This window comes from Paenibacillus sp. YIM B09110, from assembly GCF_037167145.1.
In the GTDB taxonomy this organism is placed as follows: Bacteria; Bacillota; Bacilli; order Paenibacillales; family Paenibacillaceae; genus Pristimantibacillus.
The window spans coordinates 229,383-254,821 of sequence record NZ_JBANSP010000002.1; the positions used below are offsets into that span (position 1 = coordinate 229,383).

Genomic DNA, 25,439 nt, shown 5'->3' on the forward strand with positions numbered 1-25,439 from the left:
GAAATGGATATGATGGTCATCTTATTCTCTATAGGCGCTTCCTTTCTGCTAGCTGTTCTGCTAGGACCATTGTTCATTCCCGTGCTTCGCCGCATGAAGTTCGGCCAGCAAATTCGGACGGACGGCCCGCAAAGCCATCTGAAGAAAAGCGGGACTCCGACGATGGGCGGCATCATTATTATGGTGGCGCTCATGATTGCCTTCCTGAAGTTCGCGGATAAGACGAATGAGTTCTGGGTGCTGCTTATCGCATCGCTTGGTTTCGGTCTCGTCGGCTTCCTTGATGATTATATTAAAATCGTATTCAAACGCTCGCTCGGCTTGACGGCTCGGCAGAAGCTGCTCGGTCAGCTGCTGTTCTCGATTATCGTCTGCGCGCTGCTCTACAATATGGGTCATAGTACTGAGGTGTCCATTCCCGGTACAGGCTGGGGCGTCGATCTCGGATGGTTTTATTACCCGCTAGTTGTCATTATGATGTTCGCGGCAAGCAATTCCGTGAACTTCACGGATGGACTTGACGGCTTGCTTGCGGGGACAAGCGCAATCGCATTCGGCGCTTTCACCATTGTTGCACTGCAGACATCGTCGCATGAATCGGCTGTGTTTTCTGCGGCTATGGTAGGAGCGGTGCTTGGTTTCCTAGTCTTCAACAAGCATCCGGCTAAAGTGTTCATGGGCGATATGGGCTCGCTTGGCATCGGCGGAGGTATTGCGGCAGTGGCGATTCTGACGAAGACGGAGCTTCTGCTTATCATTATCGGCGGCGTATTCGTACTTGAGATGCTATCCGTGATTCTGCAGGTCGCTTCTTTCAAGCTTCGCGGCAAACGTATATTCAAGATGAGCCCGATCCATCACCACTTCGAGCTGGTCGGTTGGTCCGAATGGAAGGTTGTTACGGTGTTCTGGCTTGTAGGACTTGTATTCGCAGCGCTTGGCTTGCTGTTCGTTATCAAAACATAGAAGATTCAGCGGCGCCCTAGCCATAGGGCGTCGCTATGATCCATAGAAGGGACTGTCTGTTATGAATCATCCGTCAGCTTACGAGGGTAAACGGGTCGTCGTACTCGGTTTGGCCAGAAGCGGCGTTAGCGTCGCCAAAGTATTTCATAGCCTCGGCGCCGAGGTTGTCGTTAACGATATGAAAAAACGTGAATTATGCCCCGAAGCGGACGAATTGGCTGCTTTGGGCATTTCTGTGCTATGCGGTTATCATCCGAGCGATCTCGTAACGGCTGAAACCGCGTTGTTAGTCAAAAATCCAGGCATTCCATATACGGCAGCACCTGTTCAGCAGGCATTGGAGCATAACGTAGAGATTATTACTGAAGTTGAGGCTGCCTATTGGCTTTCACCCGCGCCGATCATCGGCATTACCGGCAGCAACGGCAAGACGACGACGACGACATGGCTTGGCGAGCTGCTGACAGCAGCAGGCCTTTCGCCGATTATCGCCGGCAACATAGGCCGTCCGCTCTGCGAGGCTGCGCTTGAGGCATCGCCTGAGCATTGGCTCGTGGCTGAGCTTAGCAGCTTCCAGCTTAAGGGGACAATCGCTTTCCGGCCGCGGATAGGACTGCTGCTCAATCTTGCGGAGACGCACCTCGATTATCATGGCGGCATGGACGATTATATTGCATCGAAGGCGAAGCTGTTCGCGAATCAGACGGCTGATGACGTCGCTGTCCTTAATTGGGATGATCCCATATGCCGCAGAATTTCAGAAGGACTTACGGCGAAGCTGCTGCCTTTCTCGTTATATGAACGACTGGAGACAGGTGTATATGTAGAGCCTCCGTTCAGCCGGGAAGAAGAGAAAGCAGCGGCTTCGAGCGAGGCCGTGGCTAGGAAGATTGTATATCGCTCCGGCTTGACGGCAGATAATGACGCCATTGTGGTCGTTCCCGTCGATGAGCTAGGTATTCCAGGGCGTCATAACGTTGCCAACGCGCTTGCAGCCGTTGCTGCAAGCATTGCGGCAGGGGCTGAGATAAAGCGGCTTGTAGAGCCTCTGCAGCAGTTTAGAGCGGTTGAGCATCGGTTGGAGTACGTACGCGAGGCCGGCGGCGTAAAATATTATAATGATTCGAAAGCGACCAATCCTGCTTCAACAATGATGGCAATCGGCTCGCTGCCGGGTAAAATTGTATTGATTGCAGGCGGGCTAGACCGCGGCTCCGACTACATGGAGCTGCTGCCAATCTTCCGCGATCGGTTGAAAGGACTCGTCGCGCTTGGCGAGACGCGCGGCAAGCTGGCCCGCGTTGCCGAGCTGGCAGGTTTAGGCAGCGTTGAAATCGCCGAACCTGTGGAGGACGCCGAGCAGACGCTGCGACTAGCGGTTAAGCAGGCGGCGGCTCTTGCTGAGCCCGGTGACATCGTGTTATTGTCTCCGGCCTGCGCGAGCTGGGATATGTTTGCCTCATACGAGCAGAGAGGGCGCATTTTTAAAGATTCAGCGCATACCTTGTAAGTAGGGGGCATGTCCCTACTTTCCCATGCTAAGAGGTGTGTTCGCTATGGTTAAAGCGCGTTCTGCCCCGGATATTTGGCTGCTGACAGCAATTGGGCTAATTCTGGCGATCGGGCTTGTGATGGTTTACAGCGCGAGCGCCGTGCTTGCTTTTCATGAGCACGGCGATCGTTTTTATTTTGTCAAACGCCAGCTTTTATTTGCCGGACTAGGCGTAGGTGCGTTACTATTTACTATGAATACGCATTATTCGACGTGGAAGAAATGGGCGCCGGCAGCGATTCTCGTATGTTTCGGTTTGCTCATTATCGTCTTAATCCCTGGCGTAGGCGTCGTTCGCGGCGGCGCGCGCAGCTGGCTGGGAATTAGCTCGTTCGGCATTCAGCCGTCTGAGTTCATGAAGCTGGCGATGGTGTTGTTTCTTGCCAAGTGGCTGTCGGAGAAACAGCAGACGATTACGCATTTTACGAAAGGGCTTATGCCGCCGCTTGGCCTCGTTGGCTTAGCATTCGGACTTATTATGCTGCAGCCCGATCTTGGCTCAGGAACGGTTATGATGGGCGCGTCGATCATTCTTATTTTTACGGCTGGCGCTCGAATAGCGCACTTGGGCGGACTTGCCATGCTTGGCGTAGTCGGTTTCGTCGGTCTTATCCTAGCTGCTCCATATCGGCTGCAGCGGATTACGAGCTTTCTCGATCCATGGGCTGATCCGCTTGGAGGCGGATATCAGATCATTCAATCGCTTTATGCAATCGGACCGGGTGGTTTGGTCGGCCTCGGACTTGGTATGAGCCGTCAGAAATACAGCTATTTGCCGGAGCCGCAGACCGACTTTATTTTTTCCATCGTTGCCGAGGAACTGGGCTTCATTGGTGGCGCTGCTTTAATTTTATTATTCCTTGTGCTTATATGGCGCGGCATGCGCGCGGCGATCTCGGCTCCGGATACGTTTGGCAGCCTGCTCGCTGTAGGTATTACGGGCATCGTCGGCGTTCAGGTGCTGATCAACGTTGGCGTAGTCATCGGGATGATGCCAGTAACAGGCATTACGCTCCCGCTTATCAGCTATGGGGGATCATCGCTGACGCTGCTGCTAACCGCGCTTGGCATTTTACTTAATATATCCCGTTATTCGAGGTGAAGGTTCATATGCGTATCGTATTGACCGGAGGAGGTACCGGCGGCCATATTTATCCGGCCGTCGCAATCGGCAAGCAAATGCAGCAGGACAATCCGGACACGCAGCTGCTTTATATCGGAACGAACAAAGGAATGGAGAGCCGCATCGTACCAGGGCAAGGAATTCCTTTTGAAGCGATAGAGATTACAGGTTTTCGCCGCAAGCTGTCACTCGATAATGTGAAGACGGTGCTGCGGTTTCTAAAAGGTGTCAGACGCTCTAAGGCGCTGCTGCGTAAGTTCAAGCCGGATGTCGTTGTCGGAACGGGCGGTTATGTATGCGGACCAGTTGTGTATGCTGCGGCAAAGCTGGGGATTCCGACGCTCGTTCACGAGCAGAATGCGATTCCCGGCTTAACGAATCAGTTTCTGTCTCGTTACGCGAGCACGATCGGCGTTAGCTTCAAGCAATCGGAGAAGCTGTTCCCGAAGGCGAAGAAGACACTGTATACGGGCAACCCGTGCGCGACGAACGTACTTCGGGCGACAGCAGGCAAAGGCAGCGCGTCGCTAGGCATTCCGCCTCGCAGCCGCTTCGTGCTCGTTGTAGGAGGCAGCCGTGGGGCTAAGGCGCTTAACGAGTCGATGGTCGAGATGGCACCACAGCTTGGCCAAATACCGGACGTTTATTTCGTCTTCGTCACCGGGGACAGTTATTATGCTTCGACTTCGAGTCGCATTGAAGAAGCTAGTCCTGGTGGAGTTGCTAATGTAAAGCTTGTGCCGTACCTGAACAATATGGCAGAGGTGCTAATGGATGCGACGATAGTCGTAAGCCGCTCTGGCGCATCCTCACTGGCGGAGATGACAGCGCTTGGCCTGCCGTCTATCTTAATTCCTTCGCCTAACGTAACTAATAACCACCAGGAGGCGAACGCTCGCAGTCTCGTTGACGCGGGAGCGGCTGAGATGATTCTGGAGAAGGATCTAACAGGTTCAGCGCTGCTGAACCGCATTCAGAAGCTGTTGAGGGACGATAAGCTCATGAAACAAATGGCTGAGGCGTCGAAGACGTTTGCTATGCCTAATTCCGCAACGATTATCGCATCAGAGCTGAAGCGGCTGCAAGCGCGCAAGTAAGTGGGCGATTGTCACACAAAAGTACGCATAGGCATAATATACACTATATTCGTGACCATCGCCCAGGCGGCGGATGTCGCAACTATAAACGTGAATCAGCGGGAGTAAGTCCACGCTTACGAAGTAGGTTTTACTTCGTAAAACCTAAGTCTACGCTTACGAAGTAGGTTTTACTTCGTAAAACCTTTTAGGAGGGTCAACCAATGGAAGCAATTAAAGCGGAATTGGAACAAGCCGGCATCGGCGAAGTTCTGTACGATGTGCCGCTATCGAACTATACAACATGGAAAATCGGCGGCCCTGCCGATGTGTTAATTCTACCGGAGAGCAAAGAGCAGCTGGTTGCTGCGATTCGGCTGATGAATAAGCATCGGATAAGCTGGACGAATTTGGGCCGAGGCTCGAATATGCTCGTGAGCGACAAAGGGATTCGCGGTGTTGTGATTAAGCCGAGCGGTGGGTTGGATTTTGTGCGTTTCGACGGTTGTCTGGTAACTGCAGGCGCCGGCTATTCATTCATTAAGCTATCTGTCGTGGCAGGCAAAGAGGGGCTGACAGGTCTAGAGTTCGCGGGGGGAATTCCGGGCACGGTCGGCGGAGCCGTCTACATGAATGCGGGAGCGCACGGATCTGATGTGTCACGTATTTTTAAGTCAGCTGAGATTGTGCTGGAGACAGGAGAATTGGTAACTTACGATCGAGACGACATGAAGTTTTCCTATCGGCATTCGATTTTGCAAGAGCAGCGAGGGTCGGTTGTAGAAGCGACTTTCGAGCTTGCAGAGGGCAATCGCAAGGAAATTTCCGCAGTACTATCCGCTTTCAAGGATAAGCGCCGCCAAACACAGCCGCTACAGATGCCATGTGCAGGCAGCGTATTTCGTAATCCGCCGAATGATTTTGCAGCAAGGCTTATTCAAGAGGCAGGCTTAAAGGGGTATCGCTACGGAGGCGCTCAAGTGTCAGAAGTTCATGCCAATTTCATTGTAAATGCCGGGCAAGCGACTGCTGAAGACGTTCTCGCCCTCATGTCCCATATTCAGAGCACCATAAAAGAGCGCTTCGGCGTAGAACTGGTGCCGGAAGTATTGGTGGTGGGTGAGCGGTAATTCGGAGGTGATACATTGGACAAATTGGTGATTGAAGGTGGGAAACCTCTCTCAGGAACCATAGTTATCCAAGGAGCGAAAAATGCCGCGTTGCCGATATTGGCTGCCAGCTTGCTGGCCGAGGGCACATTTAGGATTGAACATGTGCCTGAATTGCTGGATATCGACGTCATGCTGAACATTTTGCGCGAACTGGGATGCCGCGCCGAGCATTCGGGAGATACGGTTGTGCTGGATACAGAGCCCGCTCATACGTCCCATGTGCCGGAATCGTTAATGAAACAAATGCGATCTTCTATTTTCCTAATGGGACCGCTCCTCGCCCGCTTCGGCGAAGCTGAAGTGTATCAGCCGGGAGGCTGCGCAATCGGCGAGAGAAAGATAGACCTTCATTTGCACGGCTTGCAAGCGCTAGGAGCGGAGATTGAGGAGTTTGGCAACCGAATTGTGTGCCGTGCAGAGAAGCTGCGCGGGGCGGATATTCATCTAAGTTTTCCAAGCGTGGGAGCTACGGAAAATATTATGATGGCCGCTGTCAGGGCCGAAGGCCGGACGACGCTTACGAATGCAGCGCGCGAGCCGGAGATTCAAGATTTGCAACGTTTTCTAAACGCAATGGGTGCGAAAATCATGGGTGCCGGAACAGATACGATAACGATAGAAGGGGTACAGTCGCTTAATCCCTGTCAATATCGAGTCATTCCGGACCGTATCGTAGCAGGTACGATAATGGTTGCGGCAGCCGCAACTCGCGGCCAGGTTACGCTTCAGAACACGCAGCCTGCGCATCTGTCATCGCTAATCCATGTGCTGCGTCGCGCAGGTGTTCAAATTGTTGTCGACGGTGATATAATTAAAGTGGGCTGCGCCACTAGACCGAAGGCGGTTGAGAGAGTTGTTACATCGCCTTATCCGGCATTCCCTACCGATTTGCAGTCTCAACTGATGGTTCTTCTAACGCTGGCAGACGGTGTCAGCATTATGAAGGAAACGATTTTCGAAGGACGTTTGAAGCATGTCGATGAATTATCGCGCATGGGCGCCGATATTCGCGTCGATATGAATGCGGCATTCATCCGCGGAGTACCTCGTTTGTATGGCGCAACGGTTGAAGCAACCGATCTTCGTGCAGGCGCTGCTCTTGTTATAGCGGGCTTGGCGGCTCACGGCCGTACGGTTGTGGAGCAGATTCACCACATTGACCGCGGTTACGACAAGATCGAATCGATGTTGACGAGGCTGGGTGCCCGTATCTCGCGCTACTCGCCAGTGCCTAATAATTAATAGTATGCAAGCAAGTTCTGAGTTAGAAACGTCCGGCTTCATCCTCCTTTATACTTGATGCGGAGCCGGCGTCTTTGTGTAATGAAAGCTGCTTATGGCGTCATACGAACGAGAAGATACATGCTCTGAACATGGCCGCTCTTTTGAGGAATGGCTGCGTTTGGAGTTTTTCGCATAGAAAGTAGGGACAAGTTATGAGTGAAAACATGCCGGTCTTAAAAGAGCCAGCCAAGAAACGCAGAGGCAGCCGAAAGCTGCTGATTGTCCTTTTTTTGTTATTCCTCGTATTGCTTGCAGTGCTTTTCTTCAACTCTTCCATTAGCAAAATAGAAGAAGTGCAAATTGTTGGCGCGAAGCTGGCCACCAATGCCGAGGTTGCCGGAGCGGCCGCCGTTGCGGCAGGCGACGCATTCTTCGGGACGACTTCGAGCACGATCGAGAAACGGGTAGAAAAGCTGCCCCAAGTTGAACAAGCAACGGTCAATAAAGTGTTTCCAGGAGTTGTCCAAATTACGGTGCAGGAATATCCCATCGTAGCGTTCGAGTTGTCGCCGAAGGGCGAATTAACAGCTCTATTGTCGAACGGCACGAGCATAGCATCTAAGATAGAAGCGATGCTCGTAGCGGACAAGCCCGTACTCACCGGATGGGCGGCCAAAGACAAAGTAAAAGTATCGTTGATGAAGCAGCTCGGCAAAATTCCGGTTAAGCAGTTGTCCGATCTCTCGGAAATTATTCCTGATCCGTCCAAAGCTTATCCTGACCGCATCAAGATCTATACGCGTACTAAATTCGAGGTCATTACATCTGTGGCCGTTCTCCCGGAGAAGATCGAAGCGCTTAATGCCGTCATCGAGACACAGGAGCCGGGGCGGATTACGATGCTGCTTGCGGATACATACGTTCCGTTTAACTCAGGTAATTTGGAAGACGAAGAAAGTGATTCGGAATAAACATTCGGTTGAAGATCACCCCGTGTGATGGAAGATCTCGATAAAGTCGGTATTTTTCGTTCGCAGTACTCGTTTTCAATCAATTGGCACTTGTAAAAGCGCTTAAACATGGCGCAGTAGGAAAAAATAGACTACTCAATAGCTTGAAAGAATGGTAGAATTTTAGTTATCGCATTTATACTCGCTGAAGCTGACTGAAAGAACGTGGTGATATGAGCTCTGCAAGGGGCAGCGCTCGTTTGTAAGTGAATTAAGCACCGAAAATTTTGTAGAAAAAAGAGGGAAAATAATAGGCGCGTTGAATATGTAGAAATACCTTGTTTTGAAATTGTAGGGATGTGCAGGTCTCTGACCGATACACATGTCTATATTTCACCGAATACCGTTTTTTTCGGTGACGTTCTATTATGAGCGGCTGAATGACGGTACGAAACGGGAGCTTTGACCGCAAGAGGACAAAGACTTACCGTATGCGTTTGCAAATGAAGTATTAATTAATAAGTTGAAACGGAGGTGCCGCGGGTTGAGTAACAACGACATCATCGTCAGTTTGGACATCGGTACATCCAAGGTTCGTGCGATCATTGGCGAAGTATCTAACGGAGCCATTAATATTATTGGGGTTGGTTCTGCCGACTCTGAAGGTATTCGCAAGGGAGCAATTGTTGATATTGACCAGACCGTGCAATCGATCCGCAACGCCGTCGAGCATGCGGAGCGCATGGTGGGTATTCAAATATCGGATGTCTACGTAGGCATTCAGGGCAACCATATTGCTCTACAGACGAACCGTGGTGTAGTAGCCGTATCCAATGAGGATCGGGAAATTGGTGAAGAGGATATAGAACGCGTGGTACAAGCTGCGAGAGTAGTGGCTTTGCCGCCGGAACGTGAAATTATTAATCTTGTTCCTAAACAATATTTGGTAGATGGTTTGGAAGGCATATCAGATCCGCGCGGTATGATCGGCGTTAGACTCGAAGTCGAAGCTACGATTGTTACAGGGACGAAGACCGCGATACATAATTTAATGCGGTGCGTGGAGAAGGCTGGACTGCGCATATCCGGCGTTATTCTATTGTCTCTTGCTTCTGGGGTCATGTCTTTGACCAAGGACGAGAAAATGATTGGCACGGTTCTTACCGATATTGGCGCAGGATCGTGTACGATTGCGATCTACGATCAAGGCGGACTTGCCGCTACTTCAACATTGCCGATCGGCGGAGAATACGTAACTAACGATATAGCATACGGTCTGCGTACGCAGAGCGATCAAGCAGAGAAAATCAAACTGAAATACGGCTGCGCGAATGTGACCGATGCGGCGGAGGACGTTAAGTTCAAAGTGACACGTATGGGCAGCAACGCGGAGAAGGAATTTTCACAGTTTGACCTTGCAAGCATTATTGAACCTAGGATGCAAGAAATATTCCATCTCATTCGGCAAGAGGTTCGCAAGCTGGGATATGGAGACAAAGTCAACGGCTATGTGTTGACAGGCGGTACGGTTTCCATGCCAGGCACGCTAGCGCTCGCTCAGTCCGAGCTCGAATCCAGCGTCCGTATTGCATTGCCGGATTATATTGGTGTAAGGGACCCTGCTTTCAGCAGCGGCGTCGGTATGATTCAATACGTATCGAAGTATATGGGGCCTCGCGGAACAGGAACTGTGAAGAAACAAACAAGCCGCACCAAGGCAGCTCCGGCAACTACATCCAAACCCGGTATGATGGAACGAATCAAAAACATGTTTAACGAATTTATTTGAAAATATAACATTCTATATGTCATCTAGTATAAGATGCTTATATTTCAACGCGAAACGCAGCTGCGCCGGGTAGAAACGGCTTCTGCCGTTTACGCATGACTGGGGGAAAAGAAGGATGTTGGAATTCGATATCGATCTTGAGCAGTTGGCTCAAATTAAAGTAATCGGCGTTGGCGGCGGCGGAAGCAACGCTGTTAACCGAATGATAGAAAACGGCGTTAAAGGCGTTGAATTTATTACCGTTAACACGGATGCACAGGCGTTGCACTTGGCTAAGTCGGAGCATAAGCTGCAAATTGGCGATAAGCTTACACGCGGTCTTGGCGCAGGCGCTAATCCTGATGTTGGTCATAAGGCGGCAGAAGAATCACGCGAGAGCATTACGAATCAGCTCAAAGGCGCTGACATGGTATTCGTCACAGCCGGCATGGGCGGCGGTACCGGTACGGGAGCTGCTCCTGTCATTGCTGAAATCGCTCGCGAATGCGGCGCTTTGACGGTAGGTGTCGTCACTAGGCCATTCACATTCGAAGGACGCAAGCGTGCTGGACAATCAGAGCTGGGTATCGAAGCGCTTAAGGAAAAAGTAGATACACTTATCGTTATTCCGAATGATCGGTTGCTAGAGATTGTTGACAAAAAGACTCCGATGCTCGAAGCATTCCGCGAAGCGGACAATGTGCTTCGTCAAGCTGTACAAGGTATTTCTGATTTGATCCAGGTACCTGGACTTATCAACCTTGACTTTGCCGATATTAAGACGATTATGACTGAGCGCGGTTCGGCGCTTATGGGTATCGGTATTGCTACAGGAGAGAATCGTGCTGCGGAAGCGGCAAAGAAAGCGATTATGAGCCCATTGCTGGAAACGTCCATTGACGGCGCACGCGGCGTTATCATGAACATTACAGGCGGCAGTAACCTATCGCTTTATGAAGTCAATGAAGCAGCTGAGATCGTTACATCTGCTTCTGATCCAGACGTGAACATGATCTTCGGCGCTATCATCGATGAAGATTTGAAAGACGAAATTAAAGTTACGGTAATCGCAACAGGTTTCGAGCACAAGCCATCGCCATCGCGTCATGCAGCAGCTCAGCCTCAAGCCGTGCAACCGGAAACAAGACAATCGACTGCTAGTTCGAACACGGTTAAGCCATTTGGCACAAGCACTGCATCGAGCGATCAACTCGAAATTCCTGCTTTTTTGCGCAATCGTCCACGCGGCGACCGCTAATATGACGAAACCCGCTCACTTGGCCTAGCCGAGCGAGCGGTTTTTTTTGTTGTGATTAAAGAATCACATAAAGCAAATTCAAGGTTGTAACTTGAATTTGCACATAGTAAAATTATACAAAAAAGGTGTTAGCAGTGAAGAACACTGCTTTCTTGGGACGAATCTTTCGTTCTATAGGAAGCGGTGTTTTATTTTTTTGAGAGAGGTGTTGAAGTGCCGTGACAGATTTTCAAAATAGCTATAACTCGTGGATTGCAAAGTGTTTGAAGGAGAAAAAAGGTGAGGACAGAAGAAGACTTGGCCGAACATGGGTATGCTGAAAAGTTATTTTTGGAGAAGGTTTGGTTCCCTGTATTTCATCATTTTGATAGCTTAAATCCTGAGTATGAAGTTGAAGACTATATTGATGGGTATAAACAACATGCCTCGCATGCAACTCGCGCTCAATTTGCTGACTCGTTAATGAGACAAAATCATCTCGTGCTTGACGGATGGCGCATATTAAGATTTTCGTTTGATCATATCAATGATAAGCCGAGAATGTGCCAGCAGGTTATTCAACAGTTTTTGGGCAATTATTTCGGAGGGACAACAGCATAACTTGATGGAGTTAATATTTTTGAAGCTGAGGTCATTCGTCTAGGATTTCGACTCCAACGTAGTATTCGTGTCGCAGATGTATGTGCGAAGTTGGAGTTGAACACAAGGAATTCCCGGAAGTTACTTCGTTCGATGCTGGATAAGCAGCTATTAGTTCACTCCGGTGCGGGGCAAGTAAGGATACGATCTTATAGAGTTAACTCTGCACTAATGCTCGACAAAAAAGGATTGCCTTTTCCATAAGTCGATTGTTCTGTGCCGCATGAACGCTGTAAGAGCGTATGTGCACTTACGGAGCGAACACACTGGTTACTCGTGAGCTGTAAGAGCCAATGTGCTCTTACAGAACAATCTAGCCAAACTTGCTGCCTCGGATGAACGTTGTAAGAGGGTATGTGCACTTACGGGGCGAACACACTGATTACACGTGAGCTGTAAGATCCTATGTGCTCTTACAGGACAATCTAGCCAAACTTGCTGCCTCGGATGAACGCTGTAAGAGCGTATGTGCACTTACGGAGCGAACACATGGGTTACTCGTGATCTGTAAGAGTCTATGTGCTCTTACAGAGGTCTTATTGCTTAATAACCCCATAATATCAACCTCTGCCGCCTCTATTTGCCTACGTATTCACTCGCGGATTTTATATACATACTCGACAAAAAAAGATATGTCATGACGTCATGAATAGACAGACTTTGAAATACAATTTTTATATACTAGTGACAATCGTTCTCTAGGGCGCCAGCTGCAAGGTAGGGCAGGAAGGTGGCCAATCTCTACATGTATGTCGATATTATGTTTCTGCGTGAGCTTCTTGTCGATGGTGCTATCTTGCTGACGACGGCCTGGGTTCGGCACCTGAAGCCCCGCCATTGGCGGATTCTTCTCGCTGCTGCTGTCGGAGGCTGCTATGTCATCTTGATGTTTTACCCCCAGCTTAGCTTTATGTTTACGCTTGGCGTCAAGGTCGCGATGTCGCTCGTTATGGTATGGATTGCTTTTGGCTTTGCGACGGTACAACATTATTTGCGCACTGTCGCTGCTTTCTATGCAGTCAACTTTATAGCAGCGGGTGCGATATTAGGTATCTATTATTTACTTATGCAGGGCTCTGGGGAAGTATGGAGGACGATCACATTTGTTAGCGGAAGCATGCATGTTGAGTTGAAAATGGGACTTTTTTATTTTATTGCTGCGTTTTGTATCGGTCTGTATATATACCGTACCGTATTGACGCAAAAACGAGAACGGGAGCTGGTGCATACCCATTTGGCTGCTGTAACAATTACAATCGGTGAACGAACGGAAACCTGTGTCGGTCTTATCGATACAGGCAATCAGCTGTACGATCCGCTTACCCGAACGCCTGTTATGGTGATGGAAGCATCGGTTTGGGAAGCGGATTTGCCTCCTGCGTGGATGAACAGCATTCGCAGCTCCCAGGTCGATCGGCTCGTAGCCGGTATGGACAGTCAGCCTTTTGTTTGGCAAGATCGGCTTCGTCTCGTTCCGTATCGAGGCGTCAATCGCGGATCGCAATTCATGCTTGCGCTCAAACCGGATCATGTTGAAGTGAACAGGGAAGGGCAAGTTTTTGAAACACGTAAGGTGCTCATCGGACTTGACGGCGGAAAGTTAGCATCTGATGGGGCTTATCAAGCGATCATTCATCCGTCAATGGTTAGAGAATAACGATCGCAAGCTAGCTCATACAATCGGGGAGGGATGGGCCCAATGCTCGTCAAGTGGAAATTGATCCTGCAGTTATACTATTATCGTGTTTTATTTTTATTCGGACTAAAAAGCGATGAGATTTATTATATCGGCGGCAGTGAAGCGCTTCCGCCTCCCTTGACGCGCGAGGAAGAAGAGTATTTGCTTGAGAAGCTGCCTAGCGGCGACTCTGCGATTCGAGCGATGCTGATCGAGCGCAACCTTAGGCTCGTTGTGTATATCGCCCGTAAATTCGAGAATACCGGTATTCATATCGAGGATTTGGTGTCGATAGGCGCTATTGGCCTGATCAAGGCGGTCAACACGTTTGATCCGGAGAAGAAGATCAAACTCGCCACTTATGCATCGCGCTGTATCGAGAATGAAATATTGATGTACTTGCGCCGCAACAGCAAGACGCGTACGGAAGTGTCGTTCGACGAGCCGCTTAATATTGACTGGGACGGCAATGAACTCCTACTATCGGACGTTCTCGGGACGGAGAACGATACGATCTACCGTAATATTGAGGAGCAGGTGGACCGCAAGCTGCTTCATAAGGCGCTGGAAAAGCTATCGGAGCGCGAACGTATTATTATGGAGCTGCGGTTCGGACTTGCCGATGGCGAGGAGAAAACACAGAAGGACGTTGCCGATCTTCTCGGCATATCGCAATCTTATATTTCTCGACTCGAGAAACGGATAATTAAGCGGCTGCGTAAGGAATTTAACAAAATGGTCTAATCACAAATCGACATTTGAATGTCGAACGATGTCAGATTAGGAATAAAAAGAGGTCCCGAGGAGATAATGTACAGTAATGTTTCTCCTTGGGAGGTAATCACGTTGACCCGAAATAAAGTCGAGATCTGTGGAGTGGATACCGCGAAACTGCCTGTCCTAACGAATGCCGAAATGCGCGAGCTGTTTACGGCATTGCAAACCCGCAACGAGTGGGCAGCAAGAGAGAAATTGGTTAACGGCAATTTGAGGCTTGTTCTCAGCGTCATACAACGGTTTAACAATAGGGGAGAGTTTGTGGACGACTTGTTCCAAGTCGGCTGCATCGGACTTATGAAGGCGATTGATAATTTCGATCTTGGCCAGAACGTCAAATTTTCCACCTATGCCGTACCGATGATTATCGGTGAAATTCGCCGTTACTTGCGTGACAACAATCCGATTCGAGTGTCGCGCAGCCTTCGAGATATTGCCTATAAGGCGCTTCAGGTTAGGGACAGCCTGACGAACAAAAATAGTCGCGAGCCGACAATCTTTGAAATATCCGAAGCGTTGAATGTGCCGAAAGAGGACGTTGTATTCGCGCTTGACGCGATTCAGGATCCGGTATCGCTATTCGAGCCAATCTACCACGACGGCGGCGATCCGATCTATGTGATGGATCAGATTAGCGATGATCGTAATAAGGATGTATCGTGGATCGAGGAGATCGCGCTGCGAGAAGCGATGCACAAATTGAATGACAGGGAGAAGATGATCCTGTCGATGCGCTTCTTCGAAGGCAAGACGCAAATGGAAGTTGCCGACGAGATCGGCATATCGCAGGCACAGGTATCGAGGCTTGAGAAGTCGGCGATTCAACAAATGCAGAAGCATGTTAAAACGTGAACAAACGAGCCTGCCCGGGGATTCTTCTCCCGGCAGGCTCTTTACAATTCAAGAAATCCCGATCATCCACCAAGTCATACCGGCCATGACGAGGTAAAGCGGACTATACACATACGTATCAAGTCGTCCGAATGGAGAGTTGCGGTGCTTTTTGAACAAGCCTAGGTAATGAAACTCCCCGATTGCTCGAATAGCGAACACGATTGCGAGTGTCCATGCCGCCAGTCGCGGAAGCTGCTGAGGACCTATGACGGGAATGAGATCCGCATACATGAGAATCAACATTACTGCTGCCCAGAACAGGACGATGACAGCTCCGATCTCGAAGCGCCCGGGCTTAAACAGCGGCTGTCCGCTGCCGTCCCCGCGAGATGGCAAAGCAATCGCCATTCCTTTGCGGCCTCCCAACATCCAATACAGATGAACAGCCCCGATTGCGAACAACAATACGCTTACAATGCTAGCAAGAACTGCTTGCATAACGATCACTCCTTCGTTAATGATCCGAATCAATCCTAATAAAAGCCATGAGGAAATCAGACTGCTCTTCTGCATGATCCTTTGTAATCGTCTGAAACTTATTGCGTTCGTACCATCCAAGATAATAGCTGTATACAAGCTCTGAGCTCCGCACTGCCGCCTCTTGCGATAGTCCGCAGCGAATAAGCAGCTCGCTCATGTACCGAAGACGCTGCTGTTCCAAATGATGAAGCATTGTACGATAAGAATCTTCGGTTTCTCCCAGCTTCCGGAGATAAAACAGGAAATCACCGCCGCCGTTGAAGCTGAACATCGTAAGCATAAGCTCTCGTACTTGTGTTTGCGGAGGCAGCGACTCCAGTGCCGTATTTCTTGCTATAACGGACGTGGTTGCCCTCTCTTTCCACTCGGCGATTATTCGGCTGACATATTGCGAACGGTCTTTAAAATACCAATAAAAGCTCGTTTTGCTGCTTCCTAGCTGTCTCGCGAGCTTCTCGACGACTAGCGCCGACTCGCCTCCTTCCGCGAACTTATCGATACCTAACGCAATCCAATCCAGTTCTGATGCGATTTTCTTTGGCATGTTAATGAGTCGACCTCCTGCTGCTAATTGTACGATACCGTACAAATAATATATCGCATCTATCATCCGTTGTAAATATTTGTACGGTATCGTACATAAAACATTCAGATTTGATCTTGCGGGGCTCGTTTTTTTGCGCCAGCAGGACATTTTGGGCATTTGGCTCATATAGTAATAAGAAGACGGTTCGGACGACAAATCCGCTGGAAAAGTGGTGATTGATAGTGAAAATATCTGATTTTCAGACGAAGGACGTTATTAATATAGTAGATGGGAAGAAGCTGGGGCATATTTCTGATCTGGAGCTTGATTTGCGCCAGGGACGTATCGATTCAATTGTTGTCCCGCAGTTTACGAAGTTTTTCGGCGTGTTTGGCGGCGGTGGTACGGAGGTTGTCATTCCATGGCGCAATATTGTGAAGATAGGAGCAGACGTCGTGCTTGTTCGTATGGACGAAACGAAATCATTAAGAGCTGATGAGGATGATTTGCACGCTCGCTCATAAGGCTGTAAACTGTGCATAAGCGTGATTTATAGCACATATGGCGTATGATAGCGAAATGAAGTATCTTTTGGTGACAGAGGTGACGTACAGATGGAAGCGTTTATGGAAGATCATTCAGCGAAGGGACCTTCGCTTTTTTTGTTGTCTGAATGGAATAACGATAATTCTAACTTAACGGCAGGTTTCACTGGTCGTAACGGGGGCGCTAGCGGCGGGCAGTGGCATTCGCTTAATGTTGGGCTGCATGTTGGCGATGATGCAGCTGACGTTGTCGCCAATAGGCAGCGTCTCGCAGCGGCCATTGATTGGCCGTTCGAGGCTTGGACCTGTGCAGAGCAAGTGCATGGCAACAAGGTATACAAGGTAACTGCAGATGATAAGGGCAACGGCAGATTATCGCTTGATGATGTAATTAAAAGCTGCGACGCGATTATTACGGATGAACCGAACGTGCTGCTGACCTCTTTTTACGCCGATTGCGTACCGCTATACTTCTATGATCCCGAGCATCAGGCGATAGCGCTCGCTCATGCCGGCTGGAGAGGGACCGTGCAGGGAATTGCCGAGGAGACAATCGCGGCTATGGAGAAGGAGTATGGATCGAAGCGAGAGAAGCTTAAAGCAGCAATTGGACCGGCGATCGACAGCTGCTGCTATGAGGTGGACGGTGTTGTGATCGACCATGTCGAACGTGTTATTGAGTCGCTCGAGCTTAGCTCTGAACATGCTGATATCGTTCTGCAAAAAAGCGATAACGGCAAAGCGCACATAAACTTGAAAGAAATAAACCGACAGATTATGATAAAAGCAGGAATTTTGCCGATCCATATCGAATTAACAAAGTGGTGCACGGGCTGCAGACGGGATTTGTTTTTTTCCCATCGTATGGAGAACGGCTTAACCGGCCGTATGGCCAGTTGGATCGGCATTCGTGAAAGGTGAGGCATAATGAGTCATTTATCGGAACGAATCAAGGATGTAGAGCTGCGGATCGAACAGGCTTGCCTGAGGTCAGGGCGCAGCAAGGAAGAAATCAACGTTATTGCAGTCACGAAATACGTATCCACGGAAACGACACTTGCTGCCGTAAAGCTCGGGTTAGAGCATCTGGGCGAGAATCGATGGCAAAATGCGCGTGACAAGTGGGAGGCGCTGGAAAGCGAAGCCGAGATAGGCAGCATCAGCAAGCCGACCTGGCACTACATCGGATCACTGCAGACGAACAAAGCCAAGGACGTTGTCGGAAAGTTTACATACATTCATTCGCTGGACAGGCTGTCTCTTGCGCAAGCGATCGACAAACAAGCTGCCCAGCTAGGCATCATCGTACCTTGCTTCATTCAAGTTAACGTGTCAGGCGAGGACTCGAAGCATGGGCTTTCGCCGGATCAGCTGTACGAATTCGTGGATGAGCTGACAATGCTCTCGTCAATTAAGCCAATTGGGCTTATGACGATGGCGCCTTTCGAAGCAGAATCCGAAGAGACAAGACCTGTATTCAAAGCGTTAAGGGAGCTGCGAGACGCGCTGCGCGAACGCGCTCAAGCAATGAATACGACTAACACGATTACGGAATTATCGATGGGGATGTCCAACGACTTCGAGGTGGCGATAGAAGAAGGAGCAACATGGATCCGCTTAGGCACCGTACTAATAGGTAAAGAGGAGGAATGAGTAATGAGCGTCATGAATCGATTTATGAATTTTCTTGGCTTGCAGGAGGAAGAGGAAGTTGTAGAGCGTGAGAGAATACCGCAGGTGGATGAACAAGAACCTGAAACCTCGCCCTTCGAGACACGTAAAAATACGAAGAGCAATAACGTCGTCAGCATCCATTCGCAGAAAAATGTAAGAGTCGTGCTTAGCGAGCCGCGTTCCTATGACGAAGCGCAGGAAATTGCCGATCATTTGCGTTCGCGCAGGGCCGTCATTGTGAATCTGCAACGCGTTCGGACAGACCTAGCCGTACGCATTGTTGATTTCCTTAGCGGCACAGTGTACGCTTTAAGCGGCAACATCTCTAAGCTTGGGCCTAATATTTTTCTATGCACGCCGGAATCCGTAGAGATTCAAGGCGCGATAACGGAGATGCTGGCGGAGGATAACGACTACACGAAAATGAGGTGACCACACAATTTATGAGTCCTGCAGGATTGATCGGAACAATAATCAGCATCTATAGCTTTTTGATTATCGGATATGTGCTGTTGTCTTGGTTGCCTAACGCACGCGAGAGCTTTATCGGCGTCTTCTTAGGCAAAGTAGTTGAGCCATACCTTGGCATATTCAGAAGATTTATTCCGCCTATCGGCGGTATGCTAGATATATCGCCAATCGTCGCGATCTTCGCCCTTCGTTTCATCGGGCTTGGATTGACGGCCGTTGTCGAATTTATCTTCGGCATCTTTTAGTAAGGGAATGACTTGTGATGAAGCAAGCCATATATAATCATTTTCACCCCGACGAGAAAGCTTTCGTCGATCGGGCGTTGGAATGGGTTGAGCGGTCCGCACAGCAGCATGAGCTGAAGCGGACCGATTTTTTGGACCCAAGGCAGATTGAAATCGTTACGATGCTCGCCAATCGGAATGCCGACGTAGCTATTCGGTTCGAGGGCGGGTATCCGGAAGCGGAACGGAAGCGTGCCATCATCGGCCCGGATTATCGGGATTTGGACAGCGAGGAAGCGGGCGTATCCGTATTAGCTGTCAACAGTCCTGCCGGGACGCAGCATGAGCTTGACCATGGCGATTACTTGGGCGCGCTGCTTGGGTTAGGCATTAAACGTGACCGAATCGGCGATATTCATGTACATGAGGACTTTAGTCATATTATCGTTATGGATGAGATTGCCGATTACTTGAATATACACTTGCGTCAAGTGCATCGAGTTAGCGTGTTGACCGATGTGCTTCCATTGTCCGAGCTTAGCACAGTAATACCGAAGCTTGAGGAAATGAGCTTGTCTGTAGCTTCAATGAGACTGGACGGCATTGCAAGCGATGTGTACCGAATTAGCCGTTCCAAGATCGTCGATCCAATAAGGGCAGGCAGATGCAGAGTGAATTGGAAGGCGGAAGAGGATCCGTCGGAGTCGCTTAAGCAAGGCGATGTCGTTTCTTTCAAGGGGCTAGGCAGATTCAAAGTGCTTGAAGTCGACGGTGTGACAAAAAAGGGCAGAATTCGCGTTAAAATTGGTAAATTTATTTAGCGGATTGCAGGAATTCAGTCGTCGCTGTCGAAAATGTTCTCAACAAAGGTACAAGCCGGATGCCAGCAATACAAATACCTTGAGGAGGTGCGCCAATGCCGTTAACGCCATTGGACATACATAACAAAGAGTTTGGACGCAGATTACGCGGCTATGACGAGGATGAAGTAAATGAATTTCTCGATCAGGTCATTAAGGACTACGAATCGATTATTCGTGAAAATAAAGAGCTGCAAAATCAAATTCTGAATGTTCAAGAGAAACTAAATCATTTTACGAACATTGAGGAAACGTTAAGCAAGACGATTATCGTAGCGCAGGAAGCTGCGGACGAGGTACGCAATAATGCGAAGAAGGAAGCGCAGCTCATAATCAAGGAAGCGGAGAAGAACGCCGACCGGATTATTAATGAGTCGCTGTCCAAGTCGCGTAAAGTGTCGCTGGAGGTTGAGGAGCTTAAGAAGCAAGCCTCGATCTACCGCGCGCGTTTCCGTACGCTGGTTGAGGCTCAGCTTGAGCTGCTTAGCCAAGACGGCTGGGATACGCTGGACTCGCAGTCCAGACATGCTGAGATCGAGCTGCAACGCGGGTAATCGAACCGATAATTGGGCAGCTTAACATTTGACAATTGGCTGTCCGATACGCTATAACTAATAGTAATTGTTATGTTCTAACTTCGTTGACGAGAAAGAGTACGTTTGTTTACCACTCCTCAGAGAGCCGGCGTTTGCTGAAAGTCCGGCGAGTGGTCCATGCGGAAAATCATCTCCGAGAAGCGATGCTGAAGCGTGAAGTAAGCATCGACGGCTGTCCCCCGTTATAGGGAACGCGAATGATACGTTCGCGACTAAGGTGCCGCATGATAAGCACGGTCTATAATATAGGCTGCGCTATAATCGGCTTGTCCTAGGCTATACGGGGCAAGAGCGGAACAAGGGTGGTAACGCGAGCAAGCCTCGTCCCTTTTTTACAGGGGACGGGGCTTTATTTTTTTTATTAACAGTGTTGACTGAGAGGGAGATGAAGCTATGCAACGCGTAGATGTGAAAGAACGCGCCCGCAGCCGTGAGCTGCGCGTACTGAATCAATGGAAAGAGAACGATACGTTCAAGCAATCGATTGCGAATCGTGAAGGGAAACCGAATTTCGTATTTTATGAAGGACCGCCAACCGCGAACGGAGCGCCGCATATCGGACACGTGCTTGGACGCGTTATCAAAGATTTTATTTGCCGTTATAAGACGATGTCAGGTTATCGCGTCATTCGTAAAGCAGGCTGGGATACGCATGGCTTGCCTGTCGAGCTTGGCGTCGAGAAGCAGCTTGGCATCTCCGGTAAGCAGGAAATCGAAAATTACGGCGTAGAAGAATTCGTTAAGAAGTGCAAAGCGAGCGTATTCGAATACGAGAAGCAATGGCGCGAGCTGACTGAAGCAATCGCCTATTGGACCGATCTCGACAATCCATACATCACGCTGAAGAACGAGTACATCGAGAGCGTGTGGCATATCCTCTCCAATATCCACGGCAAAGGTTTGCTGTATCGCGGTCACCGCGTCAGCCCATACTGCCCGGATTGCCAAACGACGCTAAGCTCTCATGAGGTAGCGCAAGGCTACGAGGATGTGAAGGATTTAAGCGCGACAGTGAAGTTCAAGCTGGAGACGTCGGGCGAGTATGTACTGGCTTGGACGACAACGCCTTGGACGCTGCCTGCGAACGTGGCGCTTGCCGTTAATCCTGAGCTGGATTATATCCGCGCAGCGAAGAACGGTGAAGTATATATCGTTGCTGAGGCATTGGCTGAGAAGGTATTGAAAGAGGACTACGAGACGCTGTCGGTCTTGAAGGGCGCTGAGCTTGTCGGTCAACGCTACACGCCGCCATTCGGCTATGTACCTGTCGAGCACGGCCATATCGTTATCGCAGGTGATTTCGTCAGCGATTCGAGCGGTACAGGTATCGTTCATATCGCTCCGGCTCACGGTGACGACGACTACAAAGTATCACGCGAAAACAACATAAGCATGCTGAATGTCGTTGATCTTGCAGGACGTTATGTTGCAGAAGTGACAGACTTTGCAGGACGGTTCGTGAAGGATCCTGAGCTTGATATCGACATCGTGAAGTCGCTGAGCGAACGCGGATTGCTCTACAGCAAAGAGCGCTATGAGCACAGCTATCCATTCTGCTGGCGCTGCAAAACGCCGCTTATCTATTATGCAATGGAAAGCTGGTTCATTAAGACGACTGCGGTTAAGGATCAATTGATCGCGAACAACAATAGCGTTGACTGGTACCCAGGCCATATCCGTGAGGGACGCTTCGGCAAGTTCCTCGAGGATTTGGTAGACTGGAACATCAGCCGGAACCGTTATTGGGGAACGCCGCTTAACGTATGGGTATGCGAAGCTACCGGCAAGGAATATGCGCCGAGCAGCATTGCCGATCTTCGTGAACGGGCTGTAGGCTTCGTTCCGGAAGACATTGAATTGCACAAGCCGTATGTGGACGACATCAAGCTGAAATCGCCATTCGCGGAAGGCGCTGTGATGACGCGCACGCCGGAAGTAATCGACGTGTGGTTCGACAGCGGATCGATGCCGTTCGCGCAGCAGCATCACCCGTTCGAGAATGAGCAGCAGTTCGCCGACCAATACCCGGCTGACATCATCTGCGAAGGCATCGACCAAACTCGCGGCTGGTTCTACAGCTTGCTTGCGGTGTCGACGCTGTACAATGGCAAAGCGCCATACAAAGCAGTCATCTCGACAGGACATATTCTTGACGAGAACGGCCAGAAGATGTCCAAGTCGAAAGGCAATGTAATCGACCCTTGGGAAATCATCAACGAATACGGCACGGACGCCTTCCGCTGGGCATTGCTTGCAGACAGCGCGCCATGGAATAGCAAACGCTTCTCCAAAGGCATCGTTGGCGAGGCGAAGTCGAAGGTCATTGACACCATCGTTAATACACATGCATTCTATGCGCTATATGCATCGATCGACGGCTTCGATCCTGCGGCACATCCGGTGAAAGCTTCGACGAATAAGCTTGACCGCTGGGTTGTTTCAAGGTTGAACAGCTTGATTCGCACGGTTAACAAGGGTCTCGAAGTCAACGACTTCCTTAACCCTGCCAAAGCGATTGAAACGTTCGTCGATGAGCTTAGCAACTGGTATATCCGCCGTTCGCGCGACCGCTTCTGGGGCAGCGGCTTGTCGGATGACAAAGTAGCCGCTTATCAAACGCTTCAGAGCGTACTATTGACTTTGTCCCGCGTTATCGCGCCTTATGCGCCATTGCTGGCGGAAGACGTATACGGCAACCTTGGCGGCAGCGGCAGCGTACATCTGGCCGACTATCCGCAAGCGAACGAAACCGCAATTGATGAAACGCTGGAGCGCGATATGGAGAGTGCGAAACAGATTGTAGAACTTGCGCGCAACGTTCGTAACGAAACGGGAATCAAGACACGTCAGCCGTTGTCGGAATTGATCGTTTCACTCGATCGGGACTTCGATGTGGCAGGCTATGAGGACATCGTGAAGGACGAAATCAACGTGAAGACGATTACGATCCAGAACACGGACAGCGGATTCGTTGACTTCGCCTTCAAGCTTAATCTGAAGGTTGCCGGCAAAAAATTCGGCAAGCATGTGGGTCCAATCCAGGCCTATCTGAAAGGATTGACTGCAGAACAGACGAGAGCTGTTGTTGGTGAAGGAAGCTTGGTGTTCACCAGCGCCGAAGGCGAGGCCCTGACGATTACGATCGAAGAGCTGCTGGTTGAGAAGCAAGCGAAGTCTGGTTTCGCATCCGCATCGGGAGGCGGCGTAACTGTCGCATTGAATACGGACATTACGCCTGAGCTTGAACAAGAGGGCTGGGTACGCGAGGTTATCCGCGCAGTGCAAGATACGCGTAAGAAGCTTGATCTGCCGATTGAGAAGCGCATCGATCTGGTCCTTGCGGTTGATGCGGAGCTTCAAGCTGCATTGACAACTTTCGATGATGTGCTGCGCGACAACGTTCTGATTCAAACGGTTTCGTATGAGGAAGCGGCGGAGATGGAACGTGTAACGCTGGGCGACAAGCAAGTTGGGATTTTCATCAAAGGTTAAGGTTATCCTAAGAGAAGCATGACATGCGAAGAACGAGCGCCGAAGCTTGGCGGCCGCTGTCTCAAGCAGGGAAGGAAGCCTGCTTGACCGCAGCGGCTGCTGCCAAGCAGGCCTCGTTTTTTATATGCGTTGAAAAGTTGAGTTTGGTGTAATCATTTATATTAAACCTAATTTAAACGCAGCTCAATGCTTGCCAGAAATGGAGGCTTCTCTTGAAACCAAATAACGATGATACAGCCCAACAGGCGGAAGATTTGAATGAAGTTCAAGCATCCTTAAGCAGACTGGATAAGCGGCTTCAGCATATTGCATCGGAGATGGAGCGAACGCATATCGCTGATTATGTGGATCTGCTGAACCGCCCAATAAAGCTTATATGGCGCAATTTGCTTGCCGGTAGCGCTAGAGGCGTCGGCATCGCGATCGGCTTTACTTTTTTTGCGGCAACGATTCTTTATGTGCTTCGTATATTAGGGGCGCTGAACTTACCGATTATCGGCGATTACATAGCAGACATCGTACGAATTGTACAAATTCAGCTTGAAGGCAAAACTTATTGAAGAGCGTCGGAATCATCCGGGTTTTCAAGACCATGGTCGCCTTCTCCGGTATCCAGATAGCGGTTGTATTCCCGGTTGCGCACAACAGATAGATGCCGCCCGGTTATATCGGTAGCAAGGAAGCTTTCAATCGATTCGACGTAACCGTCGTTTTCTTCTGCTTCGATGCCAACGTGATCGTAGTCGGCGACATCGCGATTCTCGGAAAACGCGGGCGAATCGGCATTCCCCCATTGCTCGACGATCTGCCAAGCGTCTTCGCCGTCGAAGCCGTTATAGCCATCCTCATGCTCATCCATGCTTGTTCTGCCGAATGGATGATTTAGAAGCGTTTCTTCGGCTGGACGCGTATGCGACAGCTGCTGGCGTGGTGCGTGCTCGATACTATAGAGCGTATCAGGCGCAGCTTCCAATCGTTCATAAGGAATCGGTTGGCCGGATGCCTTGCATATGCCATACGTTCCATTTTCCATGGCGGCTAGCGCGGCATCGATTCGTTCGATATGAAGCTCTTCTTGTTCGTGGAGGGCAATATCCTTCTCGCGTTCATACAGCTCGGTAGCCGTATCGCCAGGGTGATTGTCGATCGGCGAAAGTTCGCCAGTGTAGTCGCGAAGAGAAGAGCCTAGCCCATAATGATCGTTTCGCGACAGTCGAGTCTCGATCTCGCGACGTTCATCCTCAAGTCTTATGCGCAGCAGCGCAAGCTGGGCGCTTGTTAAGGTTGACATGTTCAAAGCACCGTCCTTTGTTGTGAACATAATTGAACATAATTGCTTCATTAGCTTTTGCCGCTTAGCCTATTTTCAGTATGGACTTCGATGGAAGCCGGATGCTGGACATCAGCAGCTTGCTAGCTCTTGTCGGCGGCATTATGCTACAATAATTTGGATGACCTAAGAATCAGCTTCACAGAAAATTTAGGAGTGATAAG

Annotated in this window: 25 protein-coding genes and 1 other annotated feature; of the genes, 22 read left to right on the forward strand and 3 right to left on the reverse strand. The window is 49.9% G+C overall.

From position 1 onward, the window contains the following. The first annotated feature begins 3 nt into the window (after nucleotides 1-3). From mraY to sigG, 13 genes are all read left to right on the forward strand, one after another. On the forward strand, nucleotides 4-966 hold the full coding sequence (mraY, locus tag V8F51_RS03280) for a phospho-N-acetylmuramoyl-pentapeptide-transferase (RefSeq protein WP_337098619.1): 963 nt from the start codon (nucleotides 4-6) through the stop codon (nucleotides 964-966). A 61-nt stretch (nucleotides 967-1,027) separates the two neighbouring features. Further along, nucleotides 1,028-2,476 carry a UDP-N-acetylmuramoyl-L-alanine--D-glutamate ligase gene (gene murD, locus V8F51_RS03285; RefSeq protein ID WP_337098620.1) on the forward strand — a complete coding sequence of 483 codons (1,449 nt, stop codon included), beginning with the start codon at nucleotides 1,028-1,030 and terminating at the stop codon, nucleotides 2,474-2,476. Between the two features lie 46 nt (nucleotides 2,477-2,522). After that, nucleotides 2,523-3,620 (forward strand): stage V sporulation protein E, encoded by a 1,098-nt coding sequence (gene spoVE / locus V8F51_RS03290; RefSeq protein WP_337098621.1) that lies wholly within the window; start codon nucleotides 2,523-2,525, stop codon nucleotides 3,618-3,620. 8 nt (nucleotides 3,621-3,628) lie between these two features. After that, complete coding sequence (gene murG, locus V8F51_RS03295) at nucleotides 3,629-4,738, forward strand: undecaprenyldiphospho-muramoylpentapeptide beta-N-acetylglucosaminyltransferase (protein WP_337098622.1); 1,110 nt, start codon at nucleotides 3,629-3,631, stop codon at nucleotides 4,736-4,738. A gap of 203 nt (nucleotides 4,739-4,941) precedes the next feature. Continuing rightward, entirely contained in the window at nucleotides 4,942-5,847 is a 906-nt protein-coding gene (gene murB / locus V8F51_RS03300; protein WP_337098623.1) for a UDP-N-acetylmuramate dehydrogenase, read from the forward strand. A 15-nt stretch (nucleotides 5,848-5,862) separates the two neighbouring features. Next, on the forward strand, nucleotides 5,863-7,131 hold the full coding sequence (gene murA, locus V8F51_RS03305) for a UDP-N-acetylglucosamine 1-carboxyvinyltransferase (RefSeq protein ID WP_337098624.1): 1,269 nt from the start codon (nucleotides 5,863-5,865) through the stop codon (nucleotides 7,129-7,131). A 194-nt stretch (nucleotides 7,132-7,325) separates the two neighbouring features. Beyond that, nucleotides 7,326-8,084, forward strand: coding sequence for a cell division protein FtsQ/DivIB (locus tag V8F51_RS03310; protein ID WP_337098625.1), 759 nt, complete (start codon nucleotides 7,326-7,328; stop codon nucleotides 8,082-8,084). 523 nt (nucleotides 8,085-8,607) lie between these two features. Further along, nucleotides 8,608-9,852, forward strand: coding sequence for a cell division protein FtsA (ftsA, locus tag V8F51_RS03315; RefSeq protein WP_337098626.1), 1,245 nt, complete (start codon nucleotides 8,608-8,610; stop codon nucleotides 9,850-9,852). A gap of 115 nt (nucleotides 9,853-9,967) precedes the next feature. Then, on the forward strand, nucleotides 9,968-11,089 hold the full coding sequence (gene ftsZ / locus V8F51_RS03320) for a cell division protein FtsZ (RefSeq protein ID WP_337098627.1): 1,122 nt from the start codon (nucleotides 9,968-9,970) through the stop codon (nucleotides 11,087-11,089). Nucleotides 11,090-11,368: 279 nt separating this feature from the next. After that, on the forward strand, nucleotides 11,369-11,689 hold the full coding sequence (locus tag V8F51_RS03325; protein ID WP_337098628.1) for a hypothetical protein: 321 nt from the start codon (nucleotides 11,369-11,371) through the stop codon (nucleotides 11,687-11,689). Nucleotides 11,690-12,473: 784 nt separating this feature from the next. Continuing rightward, on the forward strand, nucleotides 12,474-13,385 hold the full coding sequence (gene spoIIGA / locus V8F51_RS03330) for a sigma-E processing peptidase SpoIIGA (protein WP_337098629.1): 912 nt from the start codon (nucleotides 12,474-12,476) through the stop codon (nucleotides 13,383-13,385). 42 nt (nucleotides 13,386-13,427) lie between these two features. Further along, the gene (gene sigE / locus V8F51_RS03335) at nucleotides 13,428-14,150 is read left to right on the forward strand and encodes an RNA polymerase sporulation sigma factor SigE (RefSeq protein WP_307203808.1); all 723 of its coding nucleotides are present in this window, start codon (nucleotides 13,428-13,430) and stop codon (nucleotides 14,148-14,150) included. 102 nt (nucleotides 14,151-14,252) lie between these two features. Then, entirely contained in the window at nucleotides 14,253-15,035 is a 783-nt protein-coding gene (sigG, locus tag V8F51_RS03340; RefSeq protein ID WP_337098630.1) for an RNA polymerase sporulation sigma factor SigG, read from the forward strand. Between the two features lie 48 nt (nucleotides 15,036-15,083). Here the strand turns inward: sigG and V8F51_RS03345 are convergent, their stop codons facing one another. After that, nucleotides 15,084-15,515, reverse strand: coding sequence for a DUF3995 domain-containing protein (locus tag V8F51_RS03345; RefSeq protein ID WP_337098631.1), 432 nt, complete (start codon nucleotides 15,513-15,515; stop codon nucleotides 15,084-15,086). A 16-nt stretch (nucleotides 15,516-15,531) separates the two neighbouring features. Continuing rightward, complete coding sequence (locus V8F51_RS03350) at nucleotides 15,532-16,101, reverse strand: TetR/AcrR family transcriptional regulator (RefSeq protein ID WP_337098632.1); 570 nt, start codon at nucleotides 16,099-16,101, stop codon at nucleotides 15,532-15,534. Between the two features lie 224 nt (nucleotides 16,102-16,325). Here V8F51_RS03350 and V8F51_RS03355 point away from each other — a divergent pair, with 224 nt between their 5' ends. From V8F51_RS03355 to V8F51_RS03395, 9 genes are all read left to right on the forward strand, one after another. Next, complete coding sequence (locus V8F51_RS03355) at nucleotides 16,326-16,607, forward strand: YlmC/YmxH family sporulation protein (protein ID WP_337098633.1); 282 nt, start codon at nucleotides 16,326-16,328, stop codon at nucleotides 16,605-16,607. Nucleotides 16,608-16,697: 90 nt separating this feature from the next. Next, nucleotides 16,698-17,549 carry a peptidoglycan editing factor PgeF gene (gene pgeF, locus V8F51_RS03360; protein WP_337098634.1) on the forward strand — a complete coding sequence of 284 codons (852 nt, stop codon included), beginning with the start codon at nucleotides 16,698-16,700 and terminating at the stop codon, nucleotides 17,547-17,549. Nucleotides 17,550-17,555: 6 nt separating this feature from the next. Then, nucleotides 17,556-18,281, forward strand: a complete 726-nt coding sequence (locus V8F51_RS03365) for a YggS family pyridoxal phosphate-dependent enzyme (RefSeq protein WP_337098635.1) — start codon at nucleotides 17,556-17,558, stop codon at nucleotides 18,279-18,281. A 3-nt stretch (nucleotides 18,282-18,284) separates the two neighbouring features. Continuing rightward, a complete protein-coding gene (locus V8F51_RS03370; protein WP_337098636.1) occupies nucleotides 18,285-18,734 on the forward strand; it encodes a cell division protein SepF in 450 nt (149 codons plus the stop codon). Nucleotides 18,735-18,745: 11 nt separating this feature from the next. Beyond that, nucleotides 18,746-19,018 carry a YggT family protein gene (locus V8F51_RS03375; RefSeq protein WP_337098637.1) on the forward strand — a complete coding sequence of 91 codons (273 nt, stop codon included), beginning with the start codon at nucleotides 18,746-18,748 and terminating at the stop codon, nucleotides 19,016-19,018. Nucleotides 19,019-19,035: 17 nt separating this feature from the next. Continuing rightward, the gene (locus V8F51_RS03380; protein ID WP_337098638.1) at nucleotides 19,036-19,818 is read left to right on the forward strand and encodes a YlmH family RNA-binding protein; all 783 of its coding nucleotides are present in this window, start codon (nucleotides 19,036-19,038) and stop codon (nucleotides 19,816-19,818) included. 95 nt (nucleotides 19,819-19,913) lie between these two features. Next, the gene (locus V8F51_RS03385; RefSeq protein WP_337098639.1) at nucleotides 19,914-20,411 is read left to right on the forward strand and encodes a DivIVA domain-containing protein; all 498 of its coding nucleotides are present in this window, start codon (nucleotides 19,914-19,916) and stop codon (nucleotides 20,409-20,411) included. Between the two features lie 77 nt (nucleotides 20,412-20,488). Continuing rightward, nucleotides 20,489-20,785, forward strand: a binding site (T-box leader). Nucleotides 20,786-20,846: 61 nt separating this feature from the next. After that, nucleotides 20,847-23,945 (forward strand): isoleucine--tRNA ligase, encoded by a 3,099-nt coding sequence (gene ileS, locus V8F51_RS03390; protein WP_337098640.1) that lies wholly within the window; start codon nucleotides 20,847-20,849, stop codon nucleotides 23,943-23,945. Nucleotides 23,946-24,229: 284 nt separating this feature from the next. After that, complete coding sequence (locus V8F51_RS03395; protein WP_442956399.1) at nucleotides 24,230-24,505, forward strand: DUF5665 domain-containing protein; 276 nt, start codon at nucleotides 24,230-24,232, stop codon at nucleotides 24,503-24,505. Here V8F51_RS03395 and V8F51_RS03400 read toward each other — a convergent pair. Next, nucleotides 24,499-25,236 carry a TraR/DksA C4-type zinc finger protein gene (locus V8F51_RS03400; protein WP_337098899.1) on the reverse strand — a complete coding sequence of 246 codons (738 nt, stop codon included), beginning with the start codon at nucleotides 25,234-25,236 and terminating at the stop codon, nucleotides 24,499-24,501. The genes V8F51_RS03395 and V8F51_RS03400 overlap by 7 nt on opposite strands. Nucleotides 25,237-25,439: the final 203 nt, after the last annotated feature.